General features: G+C 73.7%; 15 protein-coding genes. 9 read left to right on the top strand and 6 right to left on the bottom strand.

Annotated elements, in window-relative coordinates; all coding sequences use genetic code 11:
- Positions 1–67 precede the first annotated feature (67 nt).
- Entirely contained in the window at positions 68–1,975 is a 1,908-nt protein-coding gene (locus ACZ6S4_RS30150) for a discoidin domain-containing protein (protein WP_465478148.1), read from the bottom strand.
- Positions 1,976–2,088: 113 nt separating this feature from the next.
- On the opposite strand from ACZ6S4_RS30150, the gene ACZ6S4_RS30145 reads away from it, so the two are divergent.
- The 3 genes from ACZ6S4_RS30145 (at position 2,089) to ACZ6S4_RS30135 (ending at position 7,269) form a co-directional block, all read left to right on the top strand.
- A complete protein-coding gene (locus ACZ6S4_RS30145; protein WP_465478147.1) occupies positions 2,089–3,123 on the top strand; it encodes a LacI family DNA-binding transcriptional regulator in 1,035 nt (344 codons plus the stop codon).
- Between the two features lie 9 nt (positions 3,124–3,132).
- Positions 3,133–4,179 carry a Gfo/Idh/MocA family protein gene (locus ACZ6S4_RS30140; protein WP_465478146.1) on the top strand — a complete coding sequence of 349 codons (1,047 nt, stop codon included), beginning with the start codon at positions 3,133–3,135 and terminating at the stop codon, positions 4,177–4,179.
- 72 nt (positions 4,180–4,251) lie between these two features.
- Complete coding sequence (locus ACZ6S4_RS30135) at positions 4,252–7,269, top strand: putative bifunctional diguanylate cyclase/phosphodiesterase (protein ID WP_465478145.1); 3,018 nt, start codon at positions 4,252–4,254, stop codon at positions 7,267–7,269.
- Here ACZ6S4_RS30135 and ACZ6S4_RS30130 read toward each other — a convergent pair.
- The 3 genes from ACZ6S4_RS30130 to ACZ6S4_RS30120 form a co-directional block, all read right to left on the bottom strand.
- Positions 7,197–9,209 (bottom strand): GTP-binding protein, encoded by a 2,013-nt coding sequence (locus tag ACZ6S4_RS30130; protein WP_465478144.1) that lies wholly within the window; start codon positions 9,207–9,209, stop codon positions 7,197–7,199. The two genes, ACZ6S4_RS30135 and ACZ6S4_RS30130, sit on opposite strands and share 73 nt — an antisense overlap.
- A 120-nt stretch (positions 9,210–9,329) precedes the next feature.
- On the bottom strand, positions 9,330–10,145 hold the full coding sequence (locus ACZ6S4_RS30125) for an SDR family oxidoreductase (RefSeq protein WP_465478143.1): 816 nt from the start codon (positions 10,143–10,145) through the stop codon (positions 9,330–9,332).
- Positions 10,146–10,155: 10 nt separating this feature from the next.
- Positions 10,156–14,379: an nSTAND1 domain-containing NTPase gene (locus ACZ6S4_RS30120; RefSeq protein WP_465478142.1), complete on the bottom strand. Its 4,224-nt coding sequence runs from the start codon at positions 14,377–14,379 to the stop codon at positions 10,156–10,158.
- 112 nt (positions 14,380–14,491) lie between these two features.
- On the opposite strand from ACZ6S4_RS30120, the gene ACZ6S4_RS30115 reads away from it, so the two are divergent.
- Complete coding sequence (locus ACZ6S4_RS30115; protein ID WP_465478141.1) at positions 14,492–15,175, top strand: GNAT family N-acetyltransferase; 684 nt, start codon at positions 14,492–14,494, stop codon at positions 15,173–15,175.
- Here the strand turns inward: ACZ6S4_RS30115 and ACZ6S4_RS30110 are convergent.
- Positions 15,172–16,347, bottom strand: a complete 1,176-nt coding sequence (locus tag ACZ6S4_RS30110; RefSeq protein ID WP_465478140.1) for an acyl-CoA dehydrogenase family protein — start codon at positions 16,345–16,347, stop codon at positions 15,172–15,174. The genes ACZ6S4_RS30115 and ACZ6S4_RS30110 overlap by 4 nt on opposite strands.
- A 76-nt stretch (positions 16,348–16,423) precedes the next feature.
- On the opposite strand from ACZ6S4_RS30110, the gene ACZ6S4_RS30105 reads away from it, so the two are divergent.
- The 5 genes from ACZ6S4_RS30105 to ACZ6S4_RS30085 all read left to right on the top strand — a co-directional run bounded on the left by ACZ6S4_RS30105 (position 16,424) and on the right by ACZ6S4_RS30085 (position 21,368).
- The gene (locus tag ACZ6S4_RS30105; RefSeq protein ID WP_465478139.1) at positions 16,424–17,896 is read left to right on the top strand and encodes a GGDEF domain-containing protein; all 1,473 of its coding nucleotides are present in this window, start codon (positions 16,424–16,426) and stop codon (positions 17,894–17,896) included.
- Positions 17,897–18,045: 149 nt separating this feature from the next.
- The gene (locus tag ACZ6S4_RS30100; RefSeq protein ID WP_465478205.1) at positions 18,046–19,041 is read left to right on the top strand and encodes a permease; all 996 of its coding nucleotides are present in this window, start codon (positions 18,046–18,048) and stop codon (positions 19,039–19,041) included.
- Positions 19,038–19,742, top strand: coding sequence for a TIGR03943 family putative permease subunit (locus tag ACZ6S4_RS30095; RefSeq protein ID WP_465478138.1), 705 nt, complete (start codon positions 19,038–19,040; stop codon positions 19,740–19,742). Before ACZ6S4_RS30100 ends, ACZ6S4_RS30095 begins: the two co-directional genes overlap by 4 nt.
- Positions 19,739–20,812: a TolB-like translocation protein gene (locus ACZ6S4_RS30090; protein WP_465478137.1), complete on the top strand. Its 1,074-nt coding sequence runs from the start codon at positions 19,739–19,741 to the stop codon at positions 20,810–20,812. The genes ACZ6S4_RS30095 and ACZ6S4_RS30090 overlap by 4 nt, the downstream gene beginning before the upstream one ends.
- 106 nt (positions 20,813–20,918) lie before the next feature.
- A complete protein-coding gene (locus ACZ6S4_RS30085; RefSeq protein ID WP_465478136.1) occupies positions 20,919–21,368 on the top strand; it encodes a hypothetical protein in 450 nt (149 codons plus the stop codon).
- 128 nt (positions 21,369–21,496) lie between these two features.
- Here the strand turns inward: ACZ6S4_RS30085 and ACZ6S4_RS30080 are convergent, their stop codons facing one another.
- The gene (locus ACZ6S4_RS30080; protein ID WP_465478135.1) at positions 21,497–23,605 is read right to left on the bottom strand and encodes a PhoX family protein; all 2,109 of its coding nucleotides are present in this window, start codon (positions 23,603–23,605) and stop codon (positions 21,497–21,499) included.
- Between the last annotated feature and the right edge of the window lie 20 nt (positions 23,606–23,625).

Below are 23,625 nucleotides of genomic sequence, written 5' to 3'. Positions count from 1 at the left end.
TCGTCGGACCGGGCCGCTCGGGGCAGGCGTTCAGGGTGCCGCCTGCCCCAGGGGCCGGGTCAAGCGATCATCGGTACAACCGCAGATCCGCGATGCTCCACCAGCTCCCGCTGCTGCCCGTCGACGTGACCCGCAGGTAGCGGGCCCGGGTCGGCCGGACGTCGACGTTGGTGAGCTGACCGGTGCCCGTACCGCGGGCCAGGGTGCGCCAGTGGGTGCCGTCGGTGCTGGCGGTGAGCTCCCAGCCGCGGGCGTAGTCGCCGGTGCTGGCGCCGCTGTCGATGGCCACCCGGCGGAACGTGCGGATACGGCCGAGGTCGACCTGCAGATACTGGCCCGGCTGCTGCGCGGCGCCGCTGGACCAGCGGGTGGATCCGTCGCCGTCGACCGCGGCCGCCGGGGTCTCCCCCGCCGGGGAGGCCGTCGCCGTGGCCCCGGTCAGCGGCACGAGGTCCAGCTCCGAGGTGAGACCGCGCGGCCAGGTGAAGGTGGCCAGGGCGCCGCCGGGCAGCGTGTACTCGAACGACCGGTCCCCGACGGCGACCGCGAAGGTGCGCGGGTCGTCGTTCTCGTTGTGCACCACCAGGGCGGTGGAGCCGTCCGGGTTGCGGAACGCCACGTCCATGAGCTGGCCGTTCCAGCCGGTGGTGCCGAACGAGGTGCTGGCGATGCGGACCGCGCCGGGGCGGACGAACTTCGCCAGGTGCCCGATGGTGAAGTACTCGGCGTCGCGGGTCACCGTGCCGTCGGCCTGCAGGGTGAGCAGCCCGGTGCAGGTGCCGCAGCCGCCCAGGTGCGGGCCGCCGGTGCTGTCCAGGGCGATGTTCCAGTTGACCACCGACTTGGCCCAGTTGCGGGTGGTGCCGATGGTCAGGGTGCGGGCGTGCCAGGTCAGCGTGCCGCGGAAGATCTGCTCCGGGGTGTCGGTGGGGCCGTGCGAGCCCGAGCACTCGGTGAACCAGATGCCCTTGTCCGGGTGGGCCTCGTGCAGCGCGGTCTGGGCGCTCGGATCCCCCGAATAACAGTGGTACGCGGTCCCGGCGATCCACTTGGCCGCCGGGCTGTCCAGCAACCGGTACGGGTAGTCGGTCTCGGGGTCCTCACCGGCCGGGGTGGTGGCGACGTCGCCCGGGTGCGTGGTCCAGTTGTGGTCGTAGCCCAGGATCCTGGTACGGGGGCTGACCCGGCGCAGCAGCGGGCCGAGCGCCGAGATGACCTTGGCCTCCTGCGCCACCGGCACGGCCGCGCCCGGGTAGCCGCCGTCGTGCCGGTTCTGCGGCTCGTTCTGCACCGTGAGGTAGTCGATCGGCACTCCGGCCCGGGTGTACGCCTTCACGAAGGCGACCAGGTAGCGGGCATACGCGTCATAGATCTTGGGGTCGTCCCTGAGGTGCCCGCCGATCAGCGAGTCCGTCGTCTTCATCCAGGCGGGCGGGCTCCACGGCGTACCCATGATCTTGAGGTCGGGGTTGAGCTGCCTGGCCCGGCGCAGCAGCGGCAGGATCTGCGCCCGGTCGTGGTCGATGCTGAAGTGCCGCAGGCCGAAGTCGGTCTGCCCGGCCGGCACGTCGTCGTAGCTGTAGTGCGCCGCCGCGGCGGTGAAGTCGGAGGAGCCGATCGGCTGGCGCAGGAAGCTGACGCCGATCCCGGTGCGCGGGTCGAACAGCGACCGCATCGCCTGCTCACGTGCCGCCGGGTCGAGGCGGTAGAGCACGCTGGCGGCGGAGTCGGTCAGCGAGGCACCGAAGCCGTCCATGCTCTGGTAGCGGGTGCCCGGGTCGATCGTGATGGTGGTCCCGGGGCTGCCGCCGCGGCTGAACGCGACCGGGGCCCGCTCGTGCAGCTGCTCCGCCCGGTCGACCGTGGTGACCCAGACCCGGGCCTCGGGGGCCCGGCCGCCGTGGGCCTGTGCGGGTGCCGTGGTCAATATCAACAGGACAGCGGTGGCCGCCGCCCCGAATGCTCGCCGTCTCATGGCTCGCTCCCCAACCCTGTAACAGATGGAACAAGAGGATCCGCCGCCATCGACAGGAAACAATCCCGAAACCCTTCTGTCAACCGATCTGCGGCGCTGCTACCGTCCTTTCTGTGAAACAGACCGATGTAACACGGACCGGCCGGAGTACCGTCCGGGAAGTCGCCGCGGCGGCGGGGGTCTCCATCGCCACCGTGTCGCGCGTGCTCAACGGCCGGGGCAGTGTCACCGCCGAGACCCGCGAGCTGGTCGAGAGCACGGTCGCCCGGCTGGACCGGCCCGGTCCCCGGCCGCGGGGCCCGGGCCGGTCGATCCCCGGGGCGGTGCTGGTCCGCTGCCCGTACCGGCTGACCGACTACTTCGGCATCATCGTGTCCTCGATCGCCGAGACGCTGCAGCTGCACGACCGTCCCCTGCTGCTCAGCGCCGGCGAGGCCGCCCAGCACTCCCCCGTGCTGCCGGGCCTGCCCGGACGGGCGGGCATCGCCGGGGCCGTGCTGATCCTGCCGCCCGAACCGGCTGCCGACCTGGAGACGCTGCGCGGCCGGCGGTTCCCGTTCGTCGTGGTCGACCCGCGGCTGCCCCCGCCCCGCGACGTCGCCGCCGTCTCCGCCGCGCACGCCGCGGGGGCCCGCAGTCTGACCGCCCACCTGACCGGCCTCGGCCACCGGCGCATCGGAGTGGTGGCCGGCCCCCGCGAGTGGCTGGCCAGCGACGCCCGGCTCGCCGGGCACGCGGCGGCACTGGCCGACGCCGGGGTGATCGGCGCACCGCAGCTGATCCGGCACGTCGAGCCGACCGTGGCGTGGGGGCGCCGGGCCGCCGGCGAGCTGCTGGATCTGCCCGAACGGCCCACCGCAGTGGTCGGCTTCAACGACAAGGCCGCCGTCGGCGCGCTGCAGGCCGCCGCCGAGCGGGGACTGCGGGTGCCGCGGGACGTGTCCGTCGCCGGTTTCGACGACATCGACCTCAGCCGGGCCACCAGCCCGATGCTGACCACCGTGCGCCAGCCCCTGGCCGAGCTGGGCCGGATGGCCGTCACGCTGCTGGCCCGGCTGCTGGACCGGCACGCCCTGGACGCCCTGCACGTCGAGCTGGCCACGGAACTGGTCGTCAGGGACTCCACCGGCGCGGTCGCGGGCCGCTAAAGTGCGCCGGTGACCTCCTTCGCAGTGGTGGGCGCCGGCTGGCGCGCCGAGATGTTCTGGCGGCTCGCGGCCGGCCTCGAGAGCGTGCGGTGCGCCGGAGCCGTGGTGCGGTCCCCGCGGGAGCTGCCCGTGCCGACGTTCGCGTCGCTGGCCGAGTGCGTGGCCGAGACCGCCCCGGACTTCGTGGTGACCGCGGTGCCCTGGCCGGTCACTCCGGGCGTGGTCGTCGAGGCCGTCGAGGGTGGCCTGCCGGTGCTGGCCGAGACGCCGCCGGCCCCGGACGCCGCCGGCCTGCGCGAGCTGTGGGCCGCCGTCGGCGACTCGGGCCTGGTGCAGGTGGCCGAGCAGTATCTGCTGATGCCCTCGCACGCGGCCCGGGCGGCGGCCGTCCGGGCGGGGCTGATCGGCACCCCGACCCAGGTGCAGGTCTCCTCGACCCACCAGTACCACGCGATCTCGCTGATGCGGGGGCTGCTCGGCGTCGGCCGCGGCCCGGTCACGGTCCGGGCCAGCCGCAGCACCGCCCCGCTGGTCGACCCGCTGACCCGCGACGGCTGGACCGACGACCCCGACCCGCGGCCGGCCACCACGACCATCGCCACGCTCGACTTCGGCGACGGCCGCTCGGGGCTCTACGACTTCACCGACAACCAGTGGCACAACCAGCTGCGCTTCCGGCGGCTGCTGGTGCGGGGCAGCCACGGTGAGCTGCGCGACGACGAGGTGATCCGGCTCAGCGAGCCGCGCACGCTGGTGCGGTCGCCCCTGGTACGCCGGCAGACCGGTTACGACCTGGACCTGGACGGCTTCGACACGGACACCATCACGCTCGGCGGCGAGGTGCTGTACCGCAACCCCTACCCGGGCCGGCGCTGGAGCGATGAGGAGATCGCCATCGCCACCCTGCTGGACGCCACCGCCGCATGGGTGCGCGGCACCGCCCCCGCGCCCTACCCTTTGGCTGACGGAGCACAGGACCACCTGATCGCGCTGGCTGTCGAGGAGGCGGCCGACACCGACCGGACCGTCACCACCGGTACGGAGATCTGGGCGTAAACCGTCTCAAGCCGACCCGATCGCCGCCGATGGGAGAGGTGACCTGCCCGCAGTCCGCCGAACGGAGGCCGGATGACGACGCGAATTGTTCGCGCCTGCTTCGCCGTCTGGTTCGCCGTGCTGACCGCGGTCTACTACCTCTGGCCCAGCCTGCACGTCTTCACCTGGGGCCTGATCGGGCTGTCCGGCGCGGCCGCGATCGTGCTGGGCGTCCGCGCGCACCGGCCGTCGCGGGCCCTGCCCTGGTATCTGCTCTCCGTCGCCCTGGTCTTCTTCGTCGGCGGCGACATCATCTACTACGCCCAAGAGGCCCTGGAGCTGGACGCGCCGTTCCCGGGCCCCTCGGACGTGCTGTACCTGCTGGTCTACCCGCTGCTCGCGGCCGCGCTGACGCTGTTCATCCGGGCCCGCTCCGGCGAGGGCAACCGGGCGGCGCTGCTCGACGCGCTCGTCCCCACGGTCAGCCTGGGCCTGCTCTCCTGGGTCTACATGATCGCCCCGTACACCCGGGCGACCGAGCTGACGCTGGTGGAGAAGGCCGTCTCGGTCGCGTACCCGCTGGGTGACGTGCTGGCCCTGGCGATGATGATCCGGCTGCTGACCGCGGCCGGGCGCAAGCCGCCGGCGGTGAGCTGGCTGGCCGCCTCGATCGTCGGCGTGCTGGTCTCCGACGTCGTCTACGGCCTGGGCCGCCTGGACAGCGACTGGATCGTCGGTGGCCCGATCGACCTGGGCTGGATCGTCTTCTACGCGGGCGCCGGCTACGCCGCGCTGCACCCGTCGATGATCTGGCTGACCGACGACCGGGCGCCGGCCTGCACCCGGGTCGAGACCGGCGGGCGCCGCCTGCTGCTGCTCTCGATCGCCACCCTGATCGCGCCCGCCGTGCTGCTGGCCGAGTACCTCAACGGCGGCGTGGTCGACGCCCCGGTCATCGCGGCCGGCTCGGCGCTGATGTTCCTGCTGGTCATGGGCCGGGTCCGGGACCTGCTGGCCGAGCAGCGCCAGACCAACCTGCGCGAGACCGCACTGCGCCGCGCCAACGCCGATCTGGCCGCCGCGACCACCGAGGACGACATCATGGCGGCCGTGCGGGCCGCCGTCGCCATGCTGATGCCCGCCGAGCGCCGCTACGAGCTGATCGTGGGTGAGAAGACGCCGCTGACCGAGGGCGGCACCGTCGAGTTCGGCGTCAGCCTGGTGCCGGCGCCCGAGTACGGCTTCGAGTCCGCCCTGCACGCCGTCATGATCCTGCCCGGCAACCCGCCCAAGCGCGGCTCGGTCCACCTGGCCGCCCCGACGCCCACGCTGCGTTCGCTGCGGCCGGCCGTAGAGGCGCTGTTCGACCAGGTCACCATGGTCGTCGAGCGGATCGGCCTGGCCGGCGAGATCAGCCGCCGCGACGGCGAGGCCTACTTCCGGACCCTGATCCAGAGCGCGTCGGACGTCATCCTCATCATCGGCGACGACGACCGGATCCGGTACGCGAGCCCGTCCGCCGCCACCGTCTTCGGCTGGACCGACCTGACCGGCACCCCGCTGGCCATGCTCATCGCCGACACCCACCACGACGCCCTGGCCGACGCCCTGGTGCGGATCCGCACCGAACGCGGGCACGCCGACGGCATCGACCTCACCGCCGTCTGCGCGGACCGGCGCCTGCTCCAGGTCGAGTGCGGCGGGCGCGACCTGCGCGCCGACCCGACCGTCGCGGGCGTGGTGCTGACCGTCCGCGACGTCACCGAGCGCCGCCGGCTGGAGAACGACCTGGCCCACCAGGCCTTCCACGACGGCCTCACCGGGCTGGCCAACCGGGTGCTGTTCCGCGACCGCCTCGACCACGCGTTCGTGCTCGCCGAGAGCGGCGCCGGCGAGCTCGGGGTGCTCTTCGTCGACCTGGACGACTTCAAGGAGGTCAACGACACCCTCGGGCACGCCGTCGGTGACCAGCTGCTGGTCGCGGTCGGCCAGCGCATCGCCCAGGCGATCGGGCCGGGCAACACGGCCGCCCGGATGGGCGGCGACGAGTTCGCCATCCTGGTCGCGCACGCCGCCGACGCCAGCGCCGCCGAGGAGGTGGCGGCCCGCATCATCAGCGCGCTGTCCACGCCGGTCGAGGTGAGCGACGGTCTCGGCGGTACGCACATCGTCAACGGCGCGGCCAGTGTCGGCGTGGCCACCAATCACGACGCGACCAGCCCGACCGAGCTGCTGCGCCACGCCGACCTGGCGCTGTACCTGGCCAAGGGCGCGGGCAAGGGGACCTGGCAGCGCTACCAGAGCGACCTGCACACCGCCATGGTCGAGCGGCTCGAGCTGCGCACCTCGCTGCTGGAGGCGATCGACGCCCGGCAGTTCGTGCTGCAGTACCAGCCGATCGTGGACGTCACGACCCAGGCCGTGGTCGGGGTCGAGTCGCTGGTGCGCTGGCAGCACCCGGAGCGGGGGCTGCTGGGGCCGTACCACTTCATCGACCTGGCCGAGGAGAGCGGCGCGATCGTCGGCATCGGCGCGTGGGTGCTGGGCGAGTCGCTGCGCCAGTTCGCCGCCTGGCACGCCGCCGACCCGCGGCTCGCCCTGGGTTACGTGAGCGTGAACGTCTCGGCCCGGCAGTTCCGCACCCCCGGCTTCGTGGACCACGTCCGGCAGGCCATCGCCGACGCCGGCGCGCAGCCCGGGTGGCTGCTGCTGGAGATCACCGAGAGCCTGGTGCTGCGCGACGTCGAGCAGGTCTGGGCCGACCTGCGGGTGCTGCGTGAGCTGGGCGTGCGGATCGCCATCGACGACTTCGGCACCGGCTACTCCTCGCTGAGCTACCTGCGGCAGATGCCGGTCGACGTGCTCAAGATCGACAAGTCGTTCATCGACGACATCACCGCCAGCCCGCAGCAGCGCGCGCTGGTCAACGCGATCGTCACGCTGGCCCGCAACCTGGACCTGACCGTGGTCGCCGAGGGCATCGAGGACGGCGCCCAGCGCGAGCTGCTGGAGCGGATGGGCTGCCCGTACGGCCAGGGTTACCTGTTCGCCCGGCCGCTGTGGCCGGCCGAGATCCCGCCGCTGCTCGGTGTGGTGGGCGTCGCGGCCTGAGGCGGCCGGGCGCTGAGGAAGCGCCGGTACTCCTCGTAGTTGAGCGGATTGCCGTCCGAGCGCGGCCGGCTCGGTGCGGGCCCGCGCAGCGGCCGATCGGGGCCGGGCCGGCTCCACAGGGCGCCCTCGCCGTGGGTGAGCCCGGGCAGGGCGGCGGAGAGCTCGTGCATCAGCCGCCCCGGCAGCAGCCCGGTGATCACCCACGACTCCGCCCGCTCGGCCGAGCCGGTGACGTCGGCGCCGAGGGCCGCCAGCCGGCCGAGCACCGCGTTCAGCGCCACGGCGGGCACCTCCAGCTCGAAGGCCTGGCACGGCTCGCACACCCGGGTCCCGGCCTCGCGCAGGGCCCGCAACAGCACGACGGGGGTCAGGCCGCGGAAGTCAGCGGCCGTCGAGGACGGCGCCTTGTAGCCGGTACGGATGACCGTGACGGTGCAGTCGACCACCTCCCAGCCGCGCAGCCCCTGTTCCAGCGTGCGGCGTACAGCCTCCTCGGTCGCCCGGTGGAAGGCCTTCGGGACAGCTCCCGGCTGCACGTCACGGCGGAAGCGCAGCCCGGAACCCGGCGGTCCCGGCTCGACGCGGAGCCCGACGGTGGCCCAGAAGTCGTTGGGCCGGCGCGGGTCGAACGCGACCACGCACTCGCCGGTGCCGGCAACCCGCTCGAAGTAGACCGGCCGGATCTCACCGAACTCCGCGGCCAGCCCGAAGTCGCGGGCCAGGCGGTCGGCCAGCACCTCGCGCTGGACGGCGCCGTACAGCAGCACCGACGTACCGCCACCGGGCACCGTGCGGACGCGGATCAGCGGGTCCTCGTCCGCCAGGTCGGTCAGCGCGGCGTGCAGCTGTACCTGCTGGGCCGGGTCGCGCGGCCGGACCAGCGACTCCAGGCTCGGCGGGGAGAACTGCGGCGCGCGTCCGTGGTCACCGGCGGGTCCGAGCCGGTCACCGACCCGGACGCCGCCGAGGCCGTGTACCCGGGCGATGGCCCCGGCGGCGAGCTCGGTCTCCGCACCGCCGACGACCTGCAGGGTGCTGATCCGGCCGCGGATCTCGCCGGTCGTGCCGTCCGGGTGGGGCCGGTGCAGCACGACCCGCTGCCGGGGCCGCACCACCCCGGAGAAGAGTCGCAGGTAGGCGACCTTCTCGCCGCCGGGGTCGCGCTCGACGGCGAACACCACGCCGCGGGTGCCGGTCGCGATCACCGGGCGGGGTCGCAGCAGCGTGGCGATGCCGTCGGCCAGCGGGCCGGTACCGGCGCCGGTGGTCGCCGAGCCGAAGAACACCGGATGGACCTGACCGGCGACCGTCTGCGCCGCCAACGCCCGGCGGACCTGGGCCGGGTCCGGTACGCGGCCGTCGACCAGCTGGGTCAGCAGGTCGTCGTCGTGGTCGGCGAGGGCCTCCGCGGCGTCGCGTTCCCACTCGCGCGGCACGATGTCCGCGGTGACGGTGCCCGCGTCCCGGACGGCGTTGAGGGCCACCACGTCGACGCGCAGCCTCGTCCGGATCTCGGCGAGCAGGGTGTCACCGCGCGCGCCCGCCCGGTCGACCTTGTTGACGAACATCAGCGTGGGGATGCCCAGCCGGCGCAGCGAGCGCATCAGCACCCGGGTCTGCGCCTGCACCCCCTCGACGGCGGAAAGCACCAGCACCGCGCCGTCGAGCACGGCCAGGGCGCGTTCCACCTCCGCGATGAAGTCGGGGTGGCCCGGGGTGTCGATGAGGTTGACCCGCAGGTCGCCGAGCGCGAACGACGCCACGGCGGAACGGATGGTGATGCCGCGCTCGCGTTCGAGCGCGCCGCTGTCGGTGGTGGTGCTGCCGGCGTCGACGCTGCCGAGCGCCGCCACGGCGCCGTGGGCGAAGAGCAGGCGCTCGGTGAGGCTGGTCTTACCGGCGTCGACGTGCGCCAGGATGCCGAGATTGAGCGTGGGCAAGGAGATCCTCGGAGGTCAGGGAACGGATGGACGGCCTGAACACACCGGTTCCTCGCATGTCCGTCCCTTTCCCTGGGCTCCGCTGATCCCCGCCACCGTAGAGCGGGCGGGCGGCGGGCGCTACCGCTTTAGCACCTCCGCCACCGAGGTGGCGGGACGGCCCGTCAGGCGCGGCACCGCATCGGTGACCGCGGCGAGGTCACCGGCGGCGATCGCGGTGTAGGTCGAGACCCACGCGTCGACCAGCCAGCCGGGTGCGCCCGACGAGCTCCGCGACCGGTACGCCTCGGGCACGGTCTCGGGCTGGTAGGTGACCGACAGCAGGGCCGCTATCTCGTGCAGGGTCAGCGCATCCGGACCGGTCAGGTCGTACGTCTGGCCGGCGTGGGCCGCGGCATCAGTCAGCACCGCGGTCGCCGCGTCGGCGATGTCGTCCTGGGCGACAGCGGCGACCCGGCCGTCGCCGGCCGGTCCCCGGATGACCCCGTCGGTCCCGGCCAGGTACGGCAGGAAGTCGGCGTAGAGGTTGTCGCGCAGGAAGGTGAACGGCAGCCCGGTGGCCCGGATGTGCTGCTCGGTGTGCCAGTGGTCGCGGGCATGGGTGAACGTCGCATCGGCGGCGGCGCCGACGAACGAGACGTACACGAGATGGCCCACCCCGGCAGCGGCCGCGGCGTCGACGAAGGTGCGGTGCTGCTCGACGCGCTCCTCGCTCTCCGACGCCGAGACCATGAGCACGACCGGTACGCCGTCGAGGGCCTCCCGGACGGCGTCACGGTCGGTGAAGCTCGCCCGGGTGACAGTGGCTCCGGGCAGCTGGGGTGCGCGGGCGGGGTCGCGGACCAGCAGCTGCTGCGCGAGGCCCCGGGCGGCGAGACGGCGGGCGACCCGGCCCCCGAGCTGGCCGGTCGCGCCGGTGACGGCGATTGCACTCATGCCGGTGACGCTACGGACAGGGACGGCTGACCGGGGCCTTCCGCTCACGCAGCAGCCGGGTTTCCTCGGGGGTGTAGGGCCGGGCGGCCAGCTCGCACAGCCTGCGGTACCACAGCTGCGGGTCCAGGCGCAGCTGCCGGGCATAGCCGTCGGACAACACCCGGAGCTCGTCGCCGCGCAGCCGGAGCTGGCTGCTGATCGGCGCGGTCAGCGTGGCCACCCGTTTCGCGCTGCGCACCTCCCAGATGCTCAGCTCGGCGGCCGCCACGTTGTCGACGGTGACCAGGTGGCTGTCCGGCCCCGGGGTGAAGCCCAGCGGCACGGCGCCCACGCCGATCGGGATCTGCCACGGCGTCCGATGCGGGTCGCCGACCGGCCACACCGCCACGACTCCCTGCTCCAGGTTCACGGCCAGGCGCGAGCCGTCCGGGTTGAACAGGACGGAGCCGGCGGTCTTCGTCGCGTCCACCCGGAAACTGGCGACGGCTCGGCGGCGGTCGAGGCTCCAGATCTGTACCGTGTCGCCGGGCATCACCACCCCGATCTGGTCGGGGTGGCCCGGCCGGCGACCCGAGGCGAAGGCCAGCTGCGCCGCCCGGCTACGGGCTCCCTGCTCCTGGCCCGCACGCAGCTCCAGCGGCTCGCCGACGGGTGCGCCGGTCACCACGTTCCACCGGGTCAGCACGCCGGCGTACAGGACGATGGCCTCGTCGTTCCCGACCAGCACGACGGAGCCGCCCCAGTCGTCCACCGTGTTGTCGGTGATCGGCAGCGGTCCCAGACCGGGCGGGACCGGTAGGCGTGCGCGATGTTCGACGGTCAGGGCCGGCAGCGCGTAGACGACCAGCTCGCCGTGGTGGGCGGTGAGCAGGCGCCGGCTGTCGCCGGTGATCGCGTGCGGGACGCCGAGGAAGGTGTTGATCTGCGGGAGGCGCTCGGCCGTGGTGGTCGCGACCAGCCGCTTCGTGCGCGCCTGCACGACCGTGATGCGCCCGCTGGGTCTGTCGAATCGCACTCGATGAGCGCCGTCGGGCGTCACCGAAGTGCGCCCGCTCAGGTCCAGGGTGTCGCCGCCCCGCACGTCCAGGGTGACCGGCGGACCCAGCGGCAGGCGGTAGAGCTGGGGACCGTCGGCGATCAGCGCACCGGGCGCCCCGTCGGGTCCGCGGTAGACGGCCAGCCTCCCAACCGGGGTGAACCCGGTGATGAAGTTGGCCGGCGGCGATGGCACCCGGTGCACCTCCCCGGTACGCGGATCGAGCACCACCACCGTCGCGGTGGTCCCCCGCTCCACACCCTCAACCTTGGCCACCGTGCCGAACTCGCTGCCCGCGTCCATCTCGAGACCGGAGCAACTCGGCAGCGTGACGGTCCTCACCACCTTGCCGGTGCCGATGTCCCGGACCGGGACTGTGCCGTCGGCGCAGGAGATGACCAGAGCACCCCCGGCCGCCACCATCACCCTGTTCTTCCCGCCCCGGAAGATCCGCGGTTTGCGCCGGCCGGTCAGATCGTGCGCGGCGACCACGTCGAAGGCGCTGAGCACGACGGTCCCGGGCTCCGGGCCGAAGAACGCCGCCGACGGCACCAGCTCGCCGTCGGTCGGCGGCAGTCCCGGCACCGCCGCGCGGGTAGCCAGGTCCCACATCCGCAGCTCGGCGCTGGTCTCCCCGAAGGTCGTCCGCAGCACGAGCAGGCGGCTGTCGTCGGGCGCGAAACGCAGCGACTTGACGACCGTGGGGCCGTGCGCGCGGTCTGGTCCGGTCGGCGCCAGCTCGACGGGGGCCAGGTCGGGCCGGGTGATGTCGCGGACGAAGACCCCGCCCAGGCCGTTGGCATAGCCGAGATAGCGACCGGACGGGCTGACCTGGTAATCGCCGCCGGTGTACCCGGCCGCGCCCGGCGCGAAGGTGATCCGTTGCGGGTCGCCCGTGGCGAGGCCACGCCAGACCGTTCCGCCGCCGAAATCGTCGACCACCACGGCCACGGATCCGTCACGGCTGGTGGAGATCGACGCGATCGGCGCGCCCGGAGTGGCGGTGAGGCCGGTGAACAGGCGCTCCACCGGTTCGTAGGTCGCGTACTGGGTGAACAGGGCGCCGTACGCCTCCGGGGTCGGCTGGGTGTGCCAGGCGGCCAGGGCGAGCTGCAGCGAGGTGGCCGGATCGCTGCGCCGGAACCGCTCGGCGTCGTCGGCGAGCTGCCACGAGACCGCCGTGCGCAGCTGGTCGCGGACCACGCCGGTCTGCTGCTGGGCGCCCAGCGCGAACGCGCCGGCGAGCAGGGTCAGCACCACCAGCGCGGCGGTCACACTGCGGCGGCGGCGGGCCCGGCGGTGGTCCTGCGCCACGCTCGCGCGGACGAACTGGGCCTCGTCCGCGCCCAGATCGACGCCCCGGTCCTCGGCCCAGCGGGCTGCCGTGGTCAGCGCGGCCCCGCGCAGCAGGGCATCCGGCTCCCGGCGGCCCTGCGTCCAGCGCCGGGTGGCCCGGCGGATCTCCGTGAGCCAGGTGAGGAAGGCGCGGTCCTGCTCCAGCCACTCACCCAGGCGGGGCCAGGCCCGGATCAGTGCCTCGTGTGCGAGCTCCACCACGAGCTCCCCGGCGGCGCCCGGCCCGACGACGACCAGCCGCGCCGCGACCAGCCGGTCCAGGGAGGGACGCAGCCCGGCCGGCAGGTCGGCCAGGCGCAGCGGGCGGCGGCGGAACATCCCGTCGTCGTCCGGGCCGGCCAGCAGCACCAGCAGCCGGCGGGACCGGACCGGGTCCCGCTCGTACGTGCGGTCGGCGTAGCGGGCCACCGCACCCTCGACCCCGCCCAGCTCGTCGTAGCCGGCGTTGGTGAGCAGACCGTGCTCGCGGCGCTGCCAGAGCCGGTCCAGGGTGAACTCCAGCAGCGGCAGGGTGCCGGGCTCCGTACCGGCGTCGGCGACGATCCGCTCCACCAGGCCCGGCTCGAACTCGGCCCCGGGCGCGGTCACCGCCGCGCGCAGCTGCCCGGCGGTCATCGGCGCGACCAGCACCAGCCCGGCCTGCATGGCCACGGCGGTCTCCCCGGTGGCGACCGCGTCGAGCTGGCCGCCGCGCAGGGTCACCACGATCAGCAGCCGGGGTGACCCGTCGGCGAGCGTCCCGGCCGCCTCCGCGAGGCGGTGGAGATAGCCGGTGACCGTCCGGGCGATGTCCGGGCGGGCCTCCTCGAACTGGTCCACCAGCAGGACCAGGCCGTCCCGGTCGTGCAGCAGCTCCGCGACGCGACCGGCCGGCGGCTCGGGCTCGTCGCCAGGCGGCTCGGGCTCGTCGGCCGGCGGCTCGGGCTCGTCGGCGGGCGAGCCGGTGAGCTCCCCGAGGATCCGGGCCAGCAGGGTGGCCGCCGGCTCGTCGGGCAGCACGCGGGCCGTGACGACCGTCCGGCCCCGCGCGCGCAGCCGGGGCAGCAGGCCGGCGCGGGCCAGCGAGGACTTGCCGCTGCCGGACGGCCCGATCAGCACGAGCAGCGGATGCGTGGCGGCCTTGCCGAGGGCGTCCCCGATCAGCTGGTCGCGGCCCCGGAAATACTCGGCGTCGCGCTCGGCGAACGCGGCCAGCCCCCGGTACGGCGAGGCCTGCGCCTGCTGCAGCTCCGGGTGCGCGGCCAGCAGCGTCCGGACCGGGTGCAGGAACGCCGTGGTGTGCCGGGCGTCGCCGACCACCGCCACGACCATGCCGACGACCGCGCCGGCCTCGGCACCGAACACCGGGGTGCCGCTGAAGCCGGGGCTGATCGCCCGGGCGTCGGAGACGGCGTCGACCTGGAGCCAGCCGGTGGCCTGCTCGTCGCGGAGCCGGCCGTGCGCCCAGACGCCCTGCTCGGACAGGTCGTCCGGGAAGCCGAGGGCCTTGATCTCCGCACCGGACGAGGCCGGGCCGGGGCTCAGCGGCAGGGGCCGGACTCCCTCGGGCACGCCGTCGTCGAGGCGCAACACGGCGATGTCACCGCGATCGTCCGGGCGGGTCGGGGTCCAGCCGATGACGTCGGCGGTGCGCCGGGCGGGGCCGAGCTCACCGCGTACCGGGAACTCCAGGGCGACCGGACCGCCGGGCCGGTGCTGCTCATCGCGGCCGAGAGCGGCCGCGACCACGTGCGCGCACGTGACGACCAGGCCGTTGCCGACGAGGAACCCGGCGCCGACGACCGTGCCTCCGCTGTCGCGGAACCGCACCACCGCGGACCCCGGCCGGGCCAGCTCCGCCACGCGTTCTCCGATCCCCCTCGGCAACGACACCCGACTATATCGGGACGGTCCACTGTGGCAGGCGGCACAAATCCCTGCGCCCGGCGGCCCGGCACCGGGCAGAATCGGCGGCGTGCATGTACTGGACAACCCCGCCTGGGCCGCCCTCACCGGCCCGCACGCCGGCCTCGCCGAACGGCACGGTCGCAGCGTCCGCTACCTGAGCGACGTCAGCCCGTTCGCGGCCGTCGACGATCCCGCCGACCCGGCCGCGTGGCGGGACCTGGCTGCGCTGGCCGGAGCGGACTACCAGCCGCTGCTGGCCGCGCCAGGACTGGGCGGGCAGCCCGGCTGGACCCACGTCGGCGGGATACCGGGAGTGCAGATGGTCGGGTCCGGCGTGCAGGGGGCGGCCGATCCCGAGGCGCTGGTGCTGACCGCCGACGACGTGCCCGAGATGCTGGACCTGGTGCAGCGGACCCGGCCCGGGCCCTTCGGCAAGCGCACCCCCGAAATGGGCACCTACCTGGGCATCCGGCGCGACGGGGTGCTGGCGGCGATGGCCGGTGAACGGATGCGGCTGGACGGCTGGACCGAGGTCAGCGCGGTGTGCACCGATCCGGCGTACCGCGGGGCCGGGCTGGCGACGCGGCTGATCGGGGCGGTGGTGGCCGGCATCCGCTCGCGCGGCGACGTGCCGTTCCTGCACGCCGCAGGCACCAACACCGGCGCCATCCGGCTCTACGAGCAGCTCGGCTTCACCGTCCGCACGCCGATCGTCTTCGCCGCGTACCGGCTGGACCGGCCGGGTAGCTAGAGCTGGCCGTGGTTCGGCGGCTGCACGCCGGCCAGCTCCCAGGCCGCCAGGTGGTGGTACTTCCAGTCCAGCGGGTCGTGCACGCTGTGCGTCCGCGCGTTGCGCCAGTGCCGGTCGAGGTCGTACTTCGCCGCCGTCGAGCTGGTGCCGCACATCGCGAACAGCTCCGAGGCCGTCTCGACCGCCACCTCACTGGCGAACGCCTTGGCGGCGGCCACGGCCAGGGAACCGCGGGCGGCGGCCTCGGCGTCGGCCGGGACGAGTCCGATCTCCTCGAGGACGGCCGCCGCCTCCCGCAGCAGGGCTGCGGCCGCTCGGACGCGGGTCGCCGTGCGGCCGTACCGGTGCAGCACGTGCGGATCGCCCGCCGCCGTGGCGGCACCGGCGCGCACGGCCTCGGTGGACGGCCGGGCCTTCTCCCGCAGGTACGCGGTGGCGTCGCGCAGCGCCCCCTCGGCGATGCCGACCTCGATCGCCGCGTGCACGAGCTGGGCCCGCGCGCCCAGCTGCTGCGGCACCTCGAAGGCGCCGGCGTAGTCCAGGACCAGGTCGACCGGCACGTCCTCGAACGTCGTGGTGCCACTGATCGTGGCGCGCTGGCCCATCACGTCCCAGTCGGTGTCGACGGTGACGCCGTCCGCGTCGCGCGGCACGAAGGCCAGCACCAGCCGCCCGTCGCCGTCCAGTGCGCTGACCGCGATCCAGGCCGCCGTCAGCGCGCCGGTGCAGTAGTACTTGCGGCCGCTGAGCAGGCCGTCCTTCAGCCGGGTGGACAGGTCCTGGGCGTGCTTGCCGCCGCGCTCGGCCAGCGCGTTGCCGATCCGGCGGCCGGTGAGCACGTCGCCGAACAGCCGGGCCCGCAGCGCCGCGTCGCCGTGCACGGCCAGCACGTCGACCAGCAGGTAGTGGGCCTGCGGGACCTGGGCGATCGCCGGGTCGACCGCGGCGAGGACCCGGGTGACCTCGGCCAGCGTGACCGGGCCCAGCGCCGGGCCGCCGTCGGCGGCCGGCACGGTGATCGCGAGCAGCCCCGAGCGGTCCAGGGCGGCCAGAGCCTCGACCGGTACGGCGGCAGCCCCGTCCCGGTCGCGCTGGATCACCCCCGGGGCGAGCGCCGCGGCGACGTCAGCGGCGGCGGCGAGGGCGGCGTCATGCGAATCGATAGTCGGCACCGCCCGATCGTAGGTGCAACCGCACGGCACCGGGACGGCTCCCGGGCCGGCACCGCGGCCGGGTTGTGCTGGACGGATGACGAGTGGCCGCACCTGGAAGCTCTACGCCGCCGCGATGGCGCTCGCCATCGCCGGCTACCAGCTGATCCCCGAGAACGGCTGGTGGGAGAGCACCTGGGAAGTCGCCATCGGGTACGCGGGCACCGCCGCCATCCTGCTGGGCGTACGCCGGCTGCCCCTGGCCGACCGGCTGCCCTGGTGGTGCTTCGCCGCCGGTGTCTTCAGCAACGCCACCGGCATCGGCGTCGCCATCTACAGCGACCAGGTGCTGGGCTGGAGCGACATGCCCACCCCGTCCGACCCGTTCTTCCTGGGCCTCTACCCGGCCTGCGCGCTCGGCCTGGCCCTGCTGATCCGCCGCCGCGACCGGCGGCGCAACTGGACGGCGATGGTCGACGCCACCACCATCACCACCGGCCTGGGCCTGCTCGCCTGGGTGTACGTGATCCACCCGGCCGCCCAGGACGCGGACATGTCGCTGCTCGGGCGCACGGTGCAGGTCGCGTACCCGGTCGGGGATCTGCTGCTGCTGGCGATGATGACCCGGCTGTTGCGCAGCGGCGGCAGCCGCGGCGCGCCGTTCTGGTGGATCACCGGCTCGCTGGCCGCGTTCCTGATCGGCGACACCACCTGGGTGCTGCTGGGCAACCTCGGGGACTTCGGCGCGCACCTGGAGGAGGTGCTGTGGTTCCGCCGGGGCCTGGACGAGGTGTTCCTGGTCGCGTTCACCCTGTTCGGTATCGCCGCGCTGCACACCGGCGCGCGCGAGCTGGGCGTCACCGCGGTGCCGCAGCCGCCACGGCTGGGCAAGCTGCAGCTGCTCGTGCTGACCACCACGTCGCTGATCGCCCCGGCGATCCTGGCCACCCAGCTCTACCACGGCGGCGTGAAAGACGGCCTGGCCATCGTGATCGGCTGCACGGCGCTGTTCCTGCTGGTCGTCACCCGGATGGCGCAACTGGTCCGGCAGGTGGAGCTGCAGACCCGGCAGGTCCGGGAGCTGTCCCGCACCGACGAGCTGACCGGGCTGCCGAACCGGCGCGCCTGGAACGACGAGCTCCCCCGGGCCCTGGAGCACGCGCGCCGCGACGGTGCCCCGCTGGCGGTGGCGCTGCTGGACCTCGACCACTTCAAGAAGTTCAACGACAGCTACGGCCACCCCGCCGGGGACCGGCTGCTCAAGGAGGCGAGCGCGGCCTGGCACGGCGCGCTGCGCCAGGGCGACACGGTGGCCCGCTGGGGCGGCGAGGAGTTCGTCGTGCTGCTGCCGGGCGCCGACGCCGAGGTGGCCCGCGAGGTGCTCGGCCGGGCGCTGGCGCGCACACCGCTGGGTCAGACCTTCTCGGCGGGCGTCGCGCAGTGGGACGGCACCGAGACCTCGGAGGACCTGCTGCAACGGGCCGACGCCGGCCTGTACGCGGCCAAGGCGGCCGGTCGCAACCAGATCGCCGCCGCCTCGTCACGTGAACATATGCGCAGCTCAGCATAGGGTGACTCACGCCGTTGCGGGATGCCCGGACGCCCGGCGGGGTCGGTATGGTGGGCGGCGGCCGACCGACCCACCCGCCATCCGGAGTGACCACTGTGACCGCACCCGAGGACGTCACCGACCGGCGCGACGCCGCGCCGGGTGACGACATCGACCGGACTTCGGCACCGCCCGCACCACCGGACGCCCCGGCGCCCGGCCGCCGGATCGGCTCCGTCGAGATCCTGGCCGGGCTGCTGGTGCTGCTCGTGGTCTTCCGCAACCCGCTGGCCGCCCTCGTCTCCGCGCCCCGGTTGCAGACCTGGACCACCGTGTTCGTCTCGGTGCTGGTGCAGGCGGTGCCGTTCCTGGTGTTCGGCGTGGTGCTGTCCGCGGTCATCGCCGTGTTCGTGCCGCGCTCCTTCTGGGCCAAGGCGCTGCCACGGCATCCCGCGCTGGCCGTGCCCGCCGCCGGTCTGGCCGGGGTGGTCCTGCCCGGCTGTGAGTGCGGCAGCGTGCCGATCGCCGGGTCGCTGATCCGCCGCGGCGTCACCCCGGCCGCCGCGCTGGCGTTCCTGCTCGCGGCCCCGGCGATCAACCCGATCGTGCTGACCGCGACCGCGGTGGCCTTCCCCGGCAATCCCGAGATGGTCGTCGCCCGGGGCGTGGCCAGCCTGATCGTGGCCGTGGCGATGGGCTGGCTCTGGCTGCGGCTGGGCAAGGCGGAATGGATCAAGCTGCCGGCCCGCCCGCACGAGGACGGCTCCCGCCTCAAGGCCTTCGTCGCCGCCTGCCGGCACGACGTCATGCACGCCGGCGGATTCCTGGTGCTCGGCGCCGCGGCCGCCGCCACCATCAATGTGGTCGTGCCGGAGAGCTGGCTGCAGACACTGGCCGGCAACGAAGTGCTGTCGATCATCGCGCTGGCGGTGCTGGCCGTGCTGCTGTCCATCTGCAGCGAGGCGGACGCCTTCGTGGCCGCGTCGCTGTCCCAGTTCTCGCTGACCTCCCGGCTGGTGTTCCTGGTCGTCGGCCCGATGGTCGACCTCAAGCTGATCGCCATGCAGACCGGGGTCTTCGGCCGGCGCTTCTCCGTGCGCTTCGCCCCGGCCACGTTCGTCGCGGCGGTCCTGGTGGGCACCGGCATCGGGGCGGTGCTGCTGTGAACAAGCAGGCCCAGGCCGTGATCATGCTGCTGTTCGGCGGCGCGATCCTCAAGGCGAGCCTCTCCGACCTGTACCTGCGCTACGTCAAGGAGGGCCTGCGGCCCTTCCTGATCGTCGCGGGCCTGCTGCTGGTCGCGGCGGCCGTGCTGACCCTCTGGTACGACCTGCGCGGCAAGGCCCAGGCGCACGGCGGGCACGACCACGAGCCGAAGGTCGGGTGGCTGCTGCTGCTCCCCGTACTCGGGCTGCTGCTGGTGGCGCCGCCCGCGCTCGGCTCGGACGCCGCCGGGCAGGCGGGCACGGTGCTGACCGCCCCCGGCACCGACTCGGACTATCCGGCGCTGCCGGCGGGCGACCCGGTCGATCTCGGGCTGCTGGACTACGCCTCCCGGGCGGTCTTCGACGACGGCCGCAGCCTCACCGGCCGCAACCTGCGACTGACCGGCTTCGTCACGCCCGGCCCCGACGGCCAACCGATGCTGGCCCGGATGGTGATGTCCTGCTGCGCCGCCGACGGCCGGCCGATCAAGGTGGCGCTCAGCGGTGAGGTGCCGGCGGCCGTACCGGCGGACACCTGGATCCAGGTGGTCGGCACCTGGACCGACAAGACCGAGCAGGACCCGGTCAACGACGCCAAGGTGCCGTATCTGCAGGTCCGGTCCTGGCAGGAGATCGCCGCGCCGAAGCAGCAGTACGAGTGACCCCGCTCCGCGCCCTGGCCGCACTCGGCGTGGCCCTCGCTGCGGGCGCCGCCCTGCTGGTGTTCGCCCCCGGCAAGCCCGATCCCGCCCCCGCCGCCCGGATGGGCCTGGCCGCCGCCTGGCCCCGCGCGCAGCGCGCCGACCTGCCCGGCAACCTGCGCGACGGGCCGATCTACCACCCGGGCCTGTTCCTCGACGCCCGCACCAGCGTCGGCACCGCGCCCAGCCCCGACGGCACCGCCGAGCGGCTGCTCGTGCGCAACGCCGACGAGACCGTCCGCGAGCTGCGCCGCCGTCCGCTGTCGGGCAACCCCGAGTTCGGCGCCTTCACCATCAGCGGCGACGACCTGGTGTGGACGGAGTCCGCCGACGGCACGCCGCTGGAGATCTGGACCACGAAAGTGGCCGGTGGCCCGGCCCGCCGCCTCACCACCGACACCGGCAACGCGGTGTTCTTCGGCTCCCAGTGGGACCTGGTGCTCGCCGACGGCCGGGTGCACTGGGCCGCCGCCGCGCCGAAGGGCAAGCAGGTCACCGAGATCCGCTCGGTCCCCCTGACCGGCGGCAAGGTCACCGTCCGCGAGGAGCCGGGCACGTGGGCGCTGACCGCCTGGCCGTGGCTGACCAACGGCGGCGGCGACCAGTCCGGCACGACGGTCCTGCGCAACCTGGCGGCCAACAAGGACACCCCGGTGAGGACCACCGGCCCGGAGCTGATCACCTGCTCGGCGACGTGGTGCCGGGTCCTGGTGATGAACGGCGACGGCCTGGCCCGCATCGACCTCATGCACCCGGACGGCTCGGCCCGCCGGCGCGTGGCGGGCAGCACGGCCGGGGCGGCGGTCCCGGACGTGGCGGTGCTGGACCGCTTCGAACTGCTGTCGGAGACCGGCCCGGACTCGGACCTGACCGGTACGGCCGGCCTGCTGATCTACGACCTGACGACGAACCGGACGGTGGACATCAGTGCGGCGGTCGACGGCGTCTTCAGCCGCAACGGCGTGGTCTGGTGGGCCACCGGCGACCAGGACAACCTGGTCTGGCACACCCTGGACCTGCGCACCGTCTAGACAAGAGGGCAACAGCCGATCATCAGCCCGCGATGACTGTTCGGCCGCCCCGTGTGCCGCGTTGATTCATGGCCGCCGGCCCGTGCCGGTGCGAGGCTGCTTCGTCGTGACCGTGTTCCTGATCGTGAAGTTCCTGCTCGACTGGTGGGCGTTCGGCACGTCCACTGTGCGGCAGACCCGCCGGGGCTTCGAGGCCACCACCAGGGCGTACACCGGATTGCGGCGGATCGGCCCGGTGCGGGCCCTGGTCGCCGTCGTGGTCAGCGTCGCCGTCCTGGCGATCCAGCTGGTGTGGCTGGCGTCGTCGTACGTCGTGGGCAATGGCGTCGTGCTGGCCGTGCTCGCCCTGGGGATCCAGTACCGACGCGGTGGCTCGGCCGATGACGGCAACCTGGCCCGCACGCTGATCATGATGCCGTTGACGGTCATCGGCGGGTTCGCCGCTCTGGCCGCGCTGCTCAGTGGACTGATGTGGGCGCTGACCGGGAAGCCGGATCCGAACGCCGACCTGACCCCGGCCCGGACGACTCAGTTCGGACTGCAGACGGGAAGATGATGACGCGGGCCTGGCAGAAGCCTCCGGAGGAGCCGGACGGGTCTCCCGTCCTTGTCAGGTGGGAGCAGGACCGCTGGGAGCCGGACCGCTCCCGGCGCCGGGGTGGCGCCGGGAGCTGATGGCCGGGCTCAGCTGCCGATCGGGCCGCCGTCCAGGCGCCAGGTCACCACGACCGACGGCTTGGCGAAGTCCCCGTCCGGCCAGGTCGACGCCGGCTTCTCCACGCTCGCGCCGGTGATCTCACCCGGGTGCTGCACCGCGACGAACACCGAGCGGTCGTCGCTCGTGATGAACGGCCCGCAGGTCTCGGCGCCCACCGGCACGGTCAGGAACTGCTTGAGGTGGCCCCGCTCGGCTCCCTCGATCGCCGTGGCGAACAGGCCGTCGTTGCTGCCCAGCTGGTTGCCGTCGGTGGAGATCCACAGGTTGCCGGCACTGTCGAAGGCCACGTTGTCCGGGCACGAGATCGGCGACACGGCGGTCTTGTCGTAGCCCGCGAAGTACGTCGACGCGTCGGCCGGGTCGCCGCACAGGATGGGCAGCGACCAGGTGAACGATTCGCCGGTGTGGTCGCCGCGGTCCTCGACCAGTTCGAAGATCTGGCCGTGCTTGTTGGCGTTGCGCGGGTTGGCCTCGTCGACGCCCGGGTTGGTGCCGACGCCGCGGTTGGTGTTGTTGGTCATGGCCGCGTAGATCTTGCCGGTGCGCGGGCTGGGCTGCACGTCCTCCGGGCGGTCCATCTTGGTCGCCAGCACCGCGTCGCCGGCCAGCCGGGTGAAGGTGAGCACGTCCGCGGCGGTCATGCCGGGCACGTACGAGCGGTTGCCGGACACCAGCTTGATCCAGGTGCCGCGGCCGTCGAAGGCGCCGTCGGACGGCAGCTTGCCGGTGCCGTCGATCTCGGCTGCCGGGCTGTCACCGGTCAGCTTGGCCACGTAGAGCGTCCCGGACTCCAGCAGGGTCAGGTTGTGCCGGCGGGCGTGGGCCGAGTCGCCGGGCAGGTACTTGCCGTCGGAGACGAACTTGTAGAGGTAGTCGAACCGCTCGTCGTCACCCATGTACGCGACCACGTGGCCGTTCTTGGCGACGATGACGTTGGCGCCCTCGTGCTTGAAGCGGCCCATCGCGGTGTGCTTGCGCGGGGTCGAGTCGGGGTCGAACGGGTCGACCTCGACGATCCAGCCGAAGCGGTGTGCCTCGTGCGGGTGTTTGGCCAGGTCGAACCGCTCCTGGGCCCGGTCCCAGCGCCGGGAGCCGCTCGGCACCCGGGCCGTGGTGGAGATGCCGTAGCGGGCCAGCTTGGGCTTGAGTGCCTCGGGGGCCGCGTCACCGCCCACGAAGTACTGGTTGAAGTTCTCCTCGCCGGACAGCACGGTGCCCCACGGGGTGACGCCGCCGGCGCAGTTGTTGAGCGTACCGATGGCGGTCCGGCCCTTGGGGTCCGCGGCCGTCCGGAGCCACACCGAGCCGGCGGCCGGGCCGGTGAACGCGAACGGTGTCTCCAGCGCGGTGATCCGCCGGTTGTACGGCAGCCGCCGGGACCGGACGGGCTGCCACTGCCCGGTGCGCCCGACCCGCTCCAGCTCGACGACGGACAGACCGTGGGCCGCCATCGCGATCTTGAGCTGGTCCACGCTGAGTGCGTCCAGGGTGGTGAAGCCGGGGAACATCAGCTCCTCGTTGGTGTACTCGTGGTTGACCACGAGCAGCGCCCGGCGCCCGTCGCGGCCCAGCGGCAGCACCCCGACGAAGTCGTTGTTGTAGCCGAACTGCGCCGACTGGCGGCGCACGCTCTGCGCGGTGATGTCGAACTCCGGCGCGCCGGGCAGGACCGGGTCGCCCCAGCTCATGACGACGGCCGAGTCGTAGCCGTTCGGGACGATCAGGTTGTCGAGCTTGTTCGGCGGGATGGCCTTGAACGTCAGCGGGCCCGCCTTGCCCTTCTTGAGGGTTTCGAGCAGTCCCTCGGCGACCGGCGCGGTGGCGGCGGGTGCGGCCGACGCCGGGCCGGCCGCGGCGGCCGCCGTGCCGCCGAAGCCGAGCACGAGCGCGCCCACAGCACCGGCGCGCACCACTCCGCGGCGCGACATCCCGGTGTTCACGACGTCGCCGAGGTACGGGTTGTCCGTCCGGTTCGGCACCGGGTGGTCGCAGGCGTTGCCGCAGCGGTAGAGGCACGTCATCGCGTCGCGGCCGGTGTGGCCGAGCAGCGGCAGCAGGCGGGGTCGTTCAGTCATCGGGGCAGAGCTCCTCGCAG

Source organism: Actinoplanes sp. NPDC051405 (genome assembly GCF_055586185.1).
This window is presented reverse-complemented; position numbering and strand designations above follow the sequence as displayed.

Excerpts from the sequence above, each read along its gene's own strand:
- ACZ6S4_RS30150 (WP_465478148.1), bottom strand. The coding sequence starts at position 1,975 with ATGAGACGGCGAGCATTCGGGGCGGCGGCCACCGCTGTCCTGTTGATA.
- ACZ6S4_RS30135 (WP_465478145.1), top strand. The coding sequence starts at position 4,252 with ATGACGACGCGAATTGTTCGCGCCTGCTTCGCCGTCTGGTTCGCCGTG.
- ACZ6S4_RS30125 (WP_465478143.1), bottom strand. The coding sequence starts at position 10,145 with ATGAGTGCAATCGCCGTCACCGGCGCGACCGGCCAGCTCGGGGGCCGG.
- ACZ6S4_RS30105 (WP_465478139.1), top strand. The coding sequence starts at position 16,424 with ATGACGAGTGGCCGCACCTGGAAGCTCTACGCCGCCGCGATGGCGCTC.
- ACZ6S4_RS30080 (WP_465478135.1), bottom strand. The coding sequence starts at position 23,605 with ATGACTGAACGACCCCGCCTGCTGCCGCTGCTCGGCCACACCGGCCGC.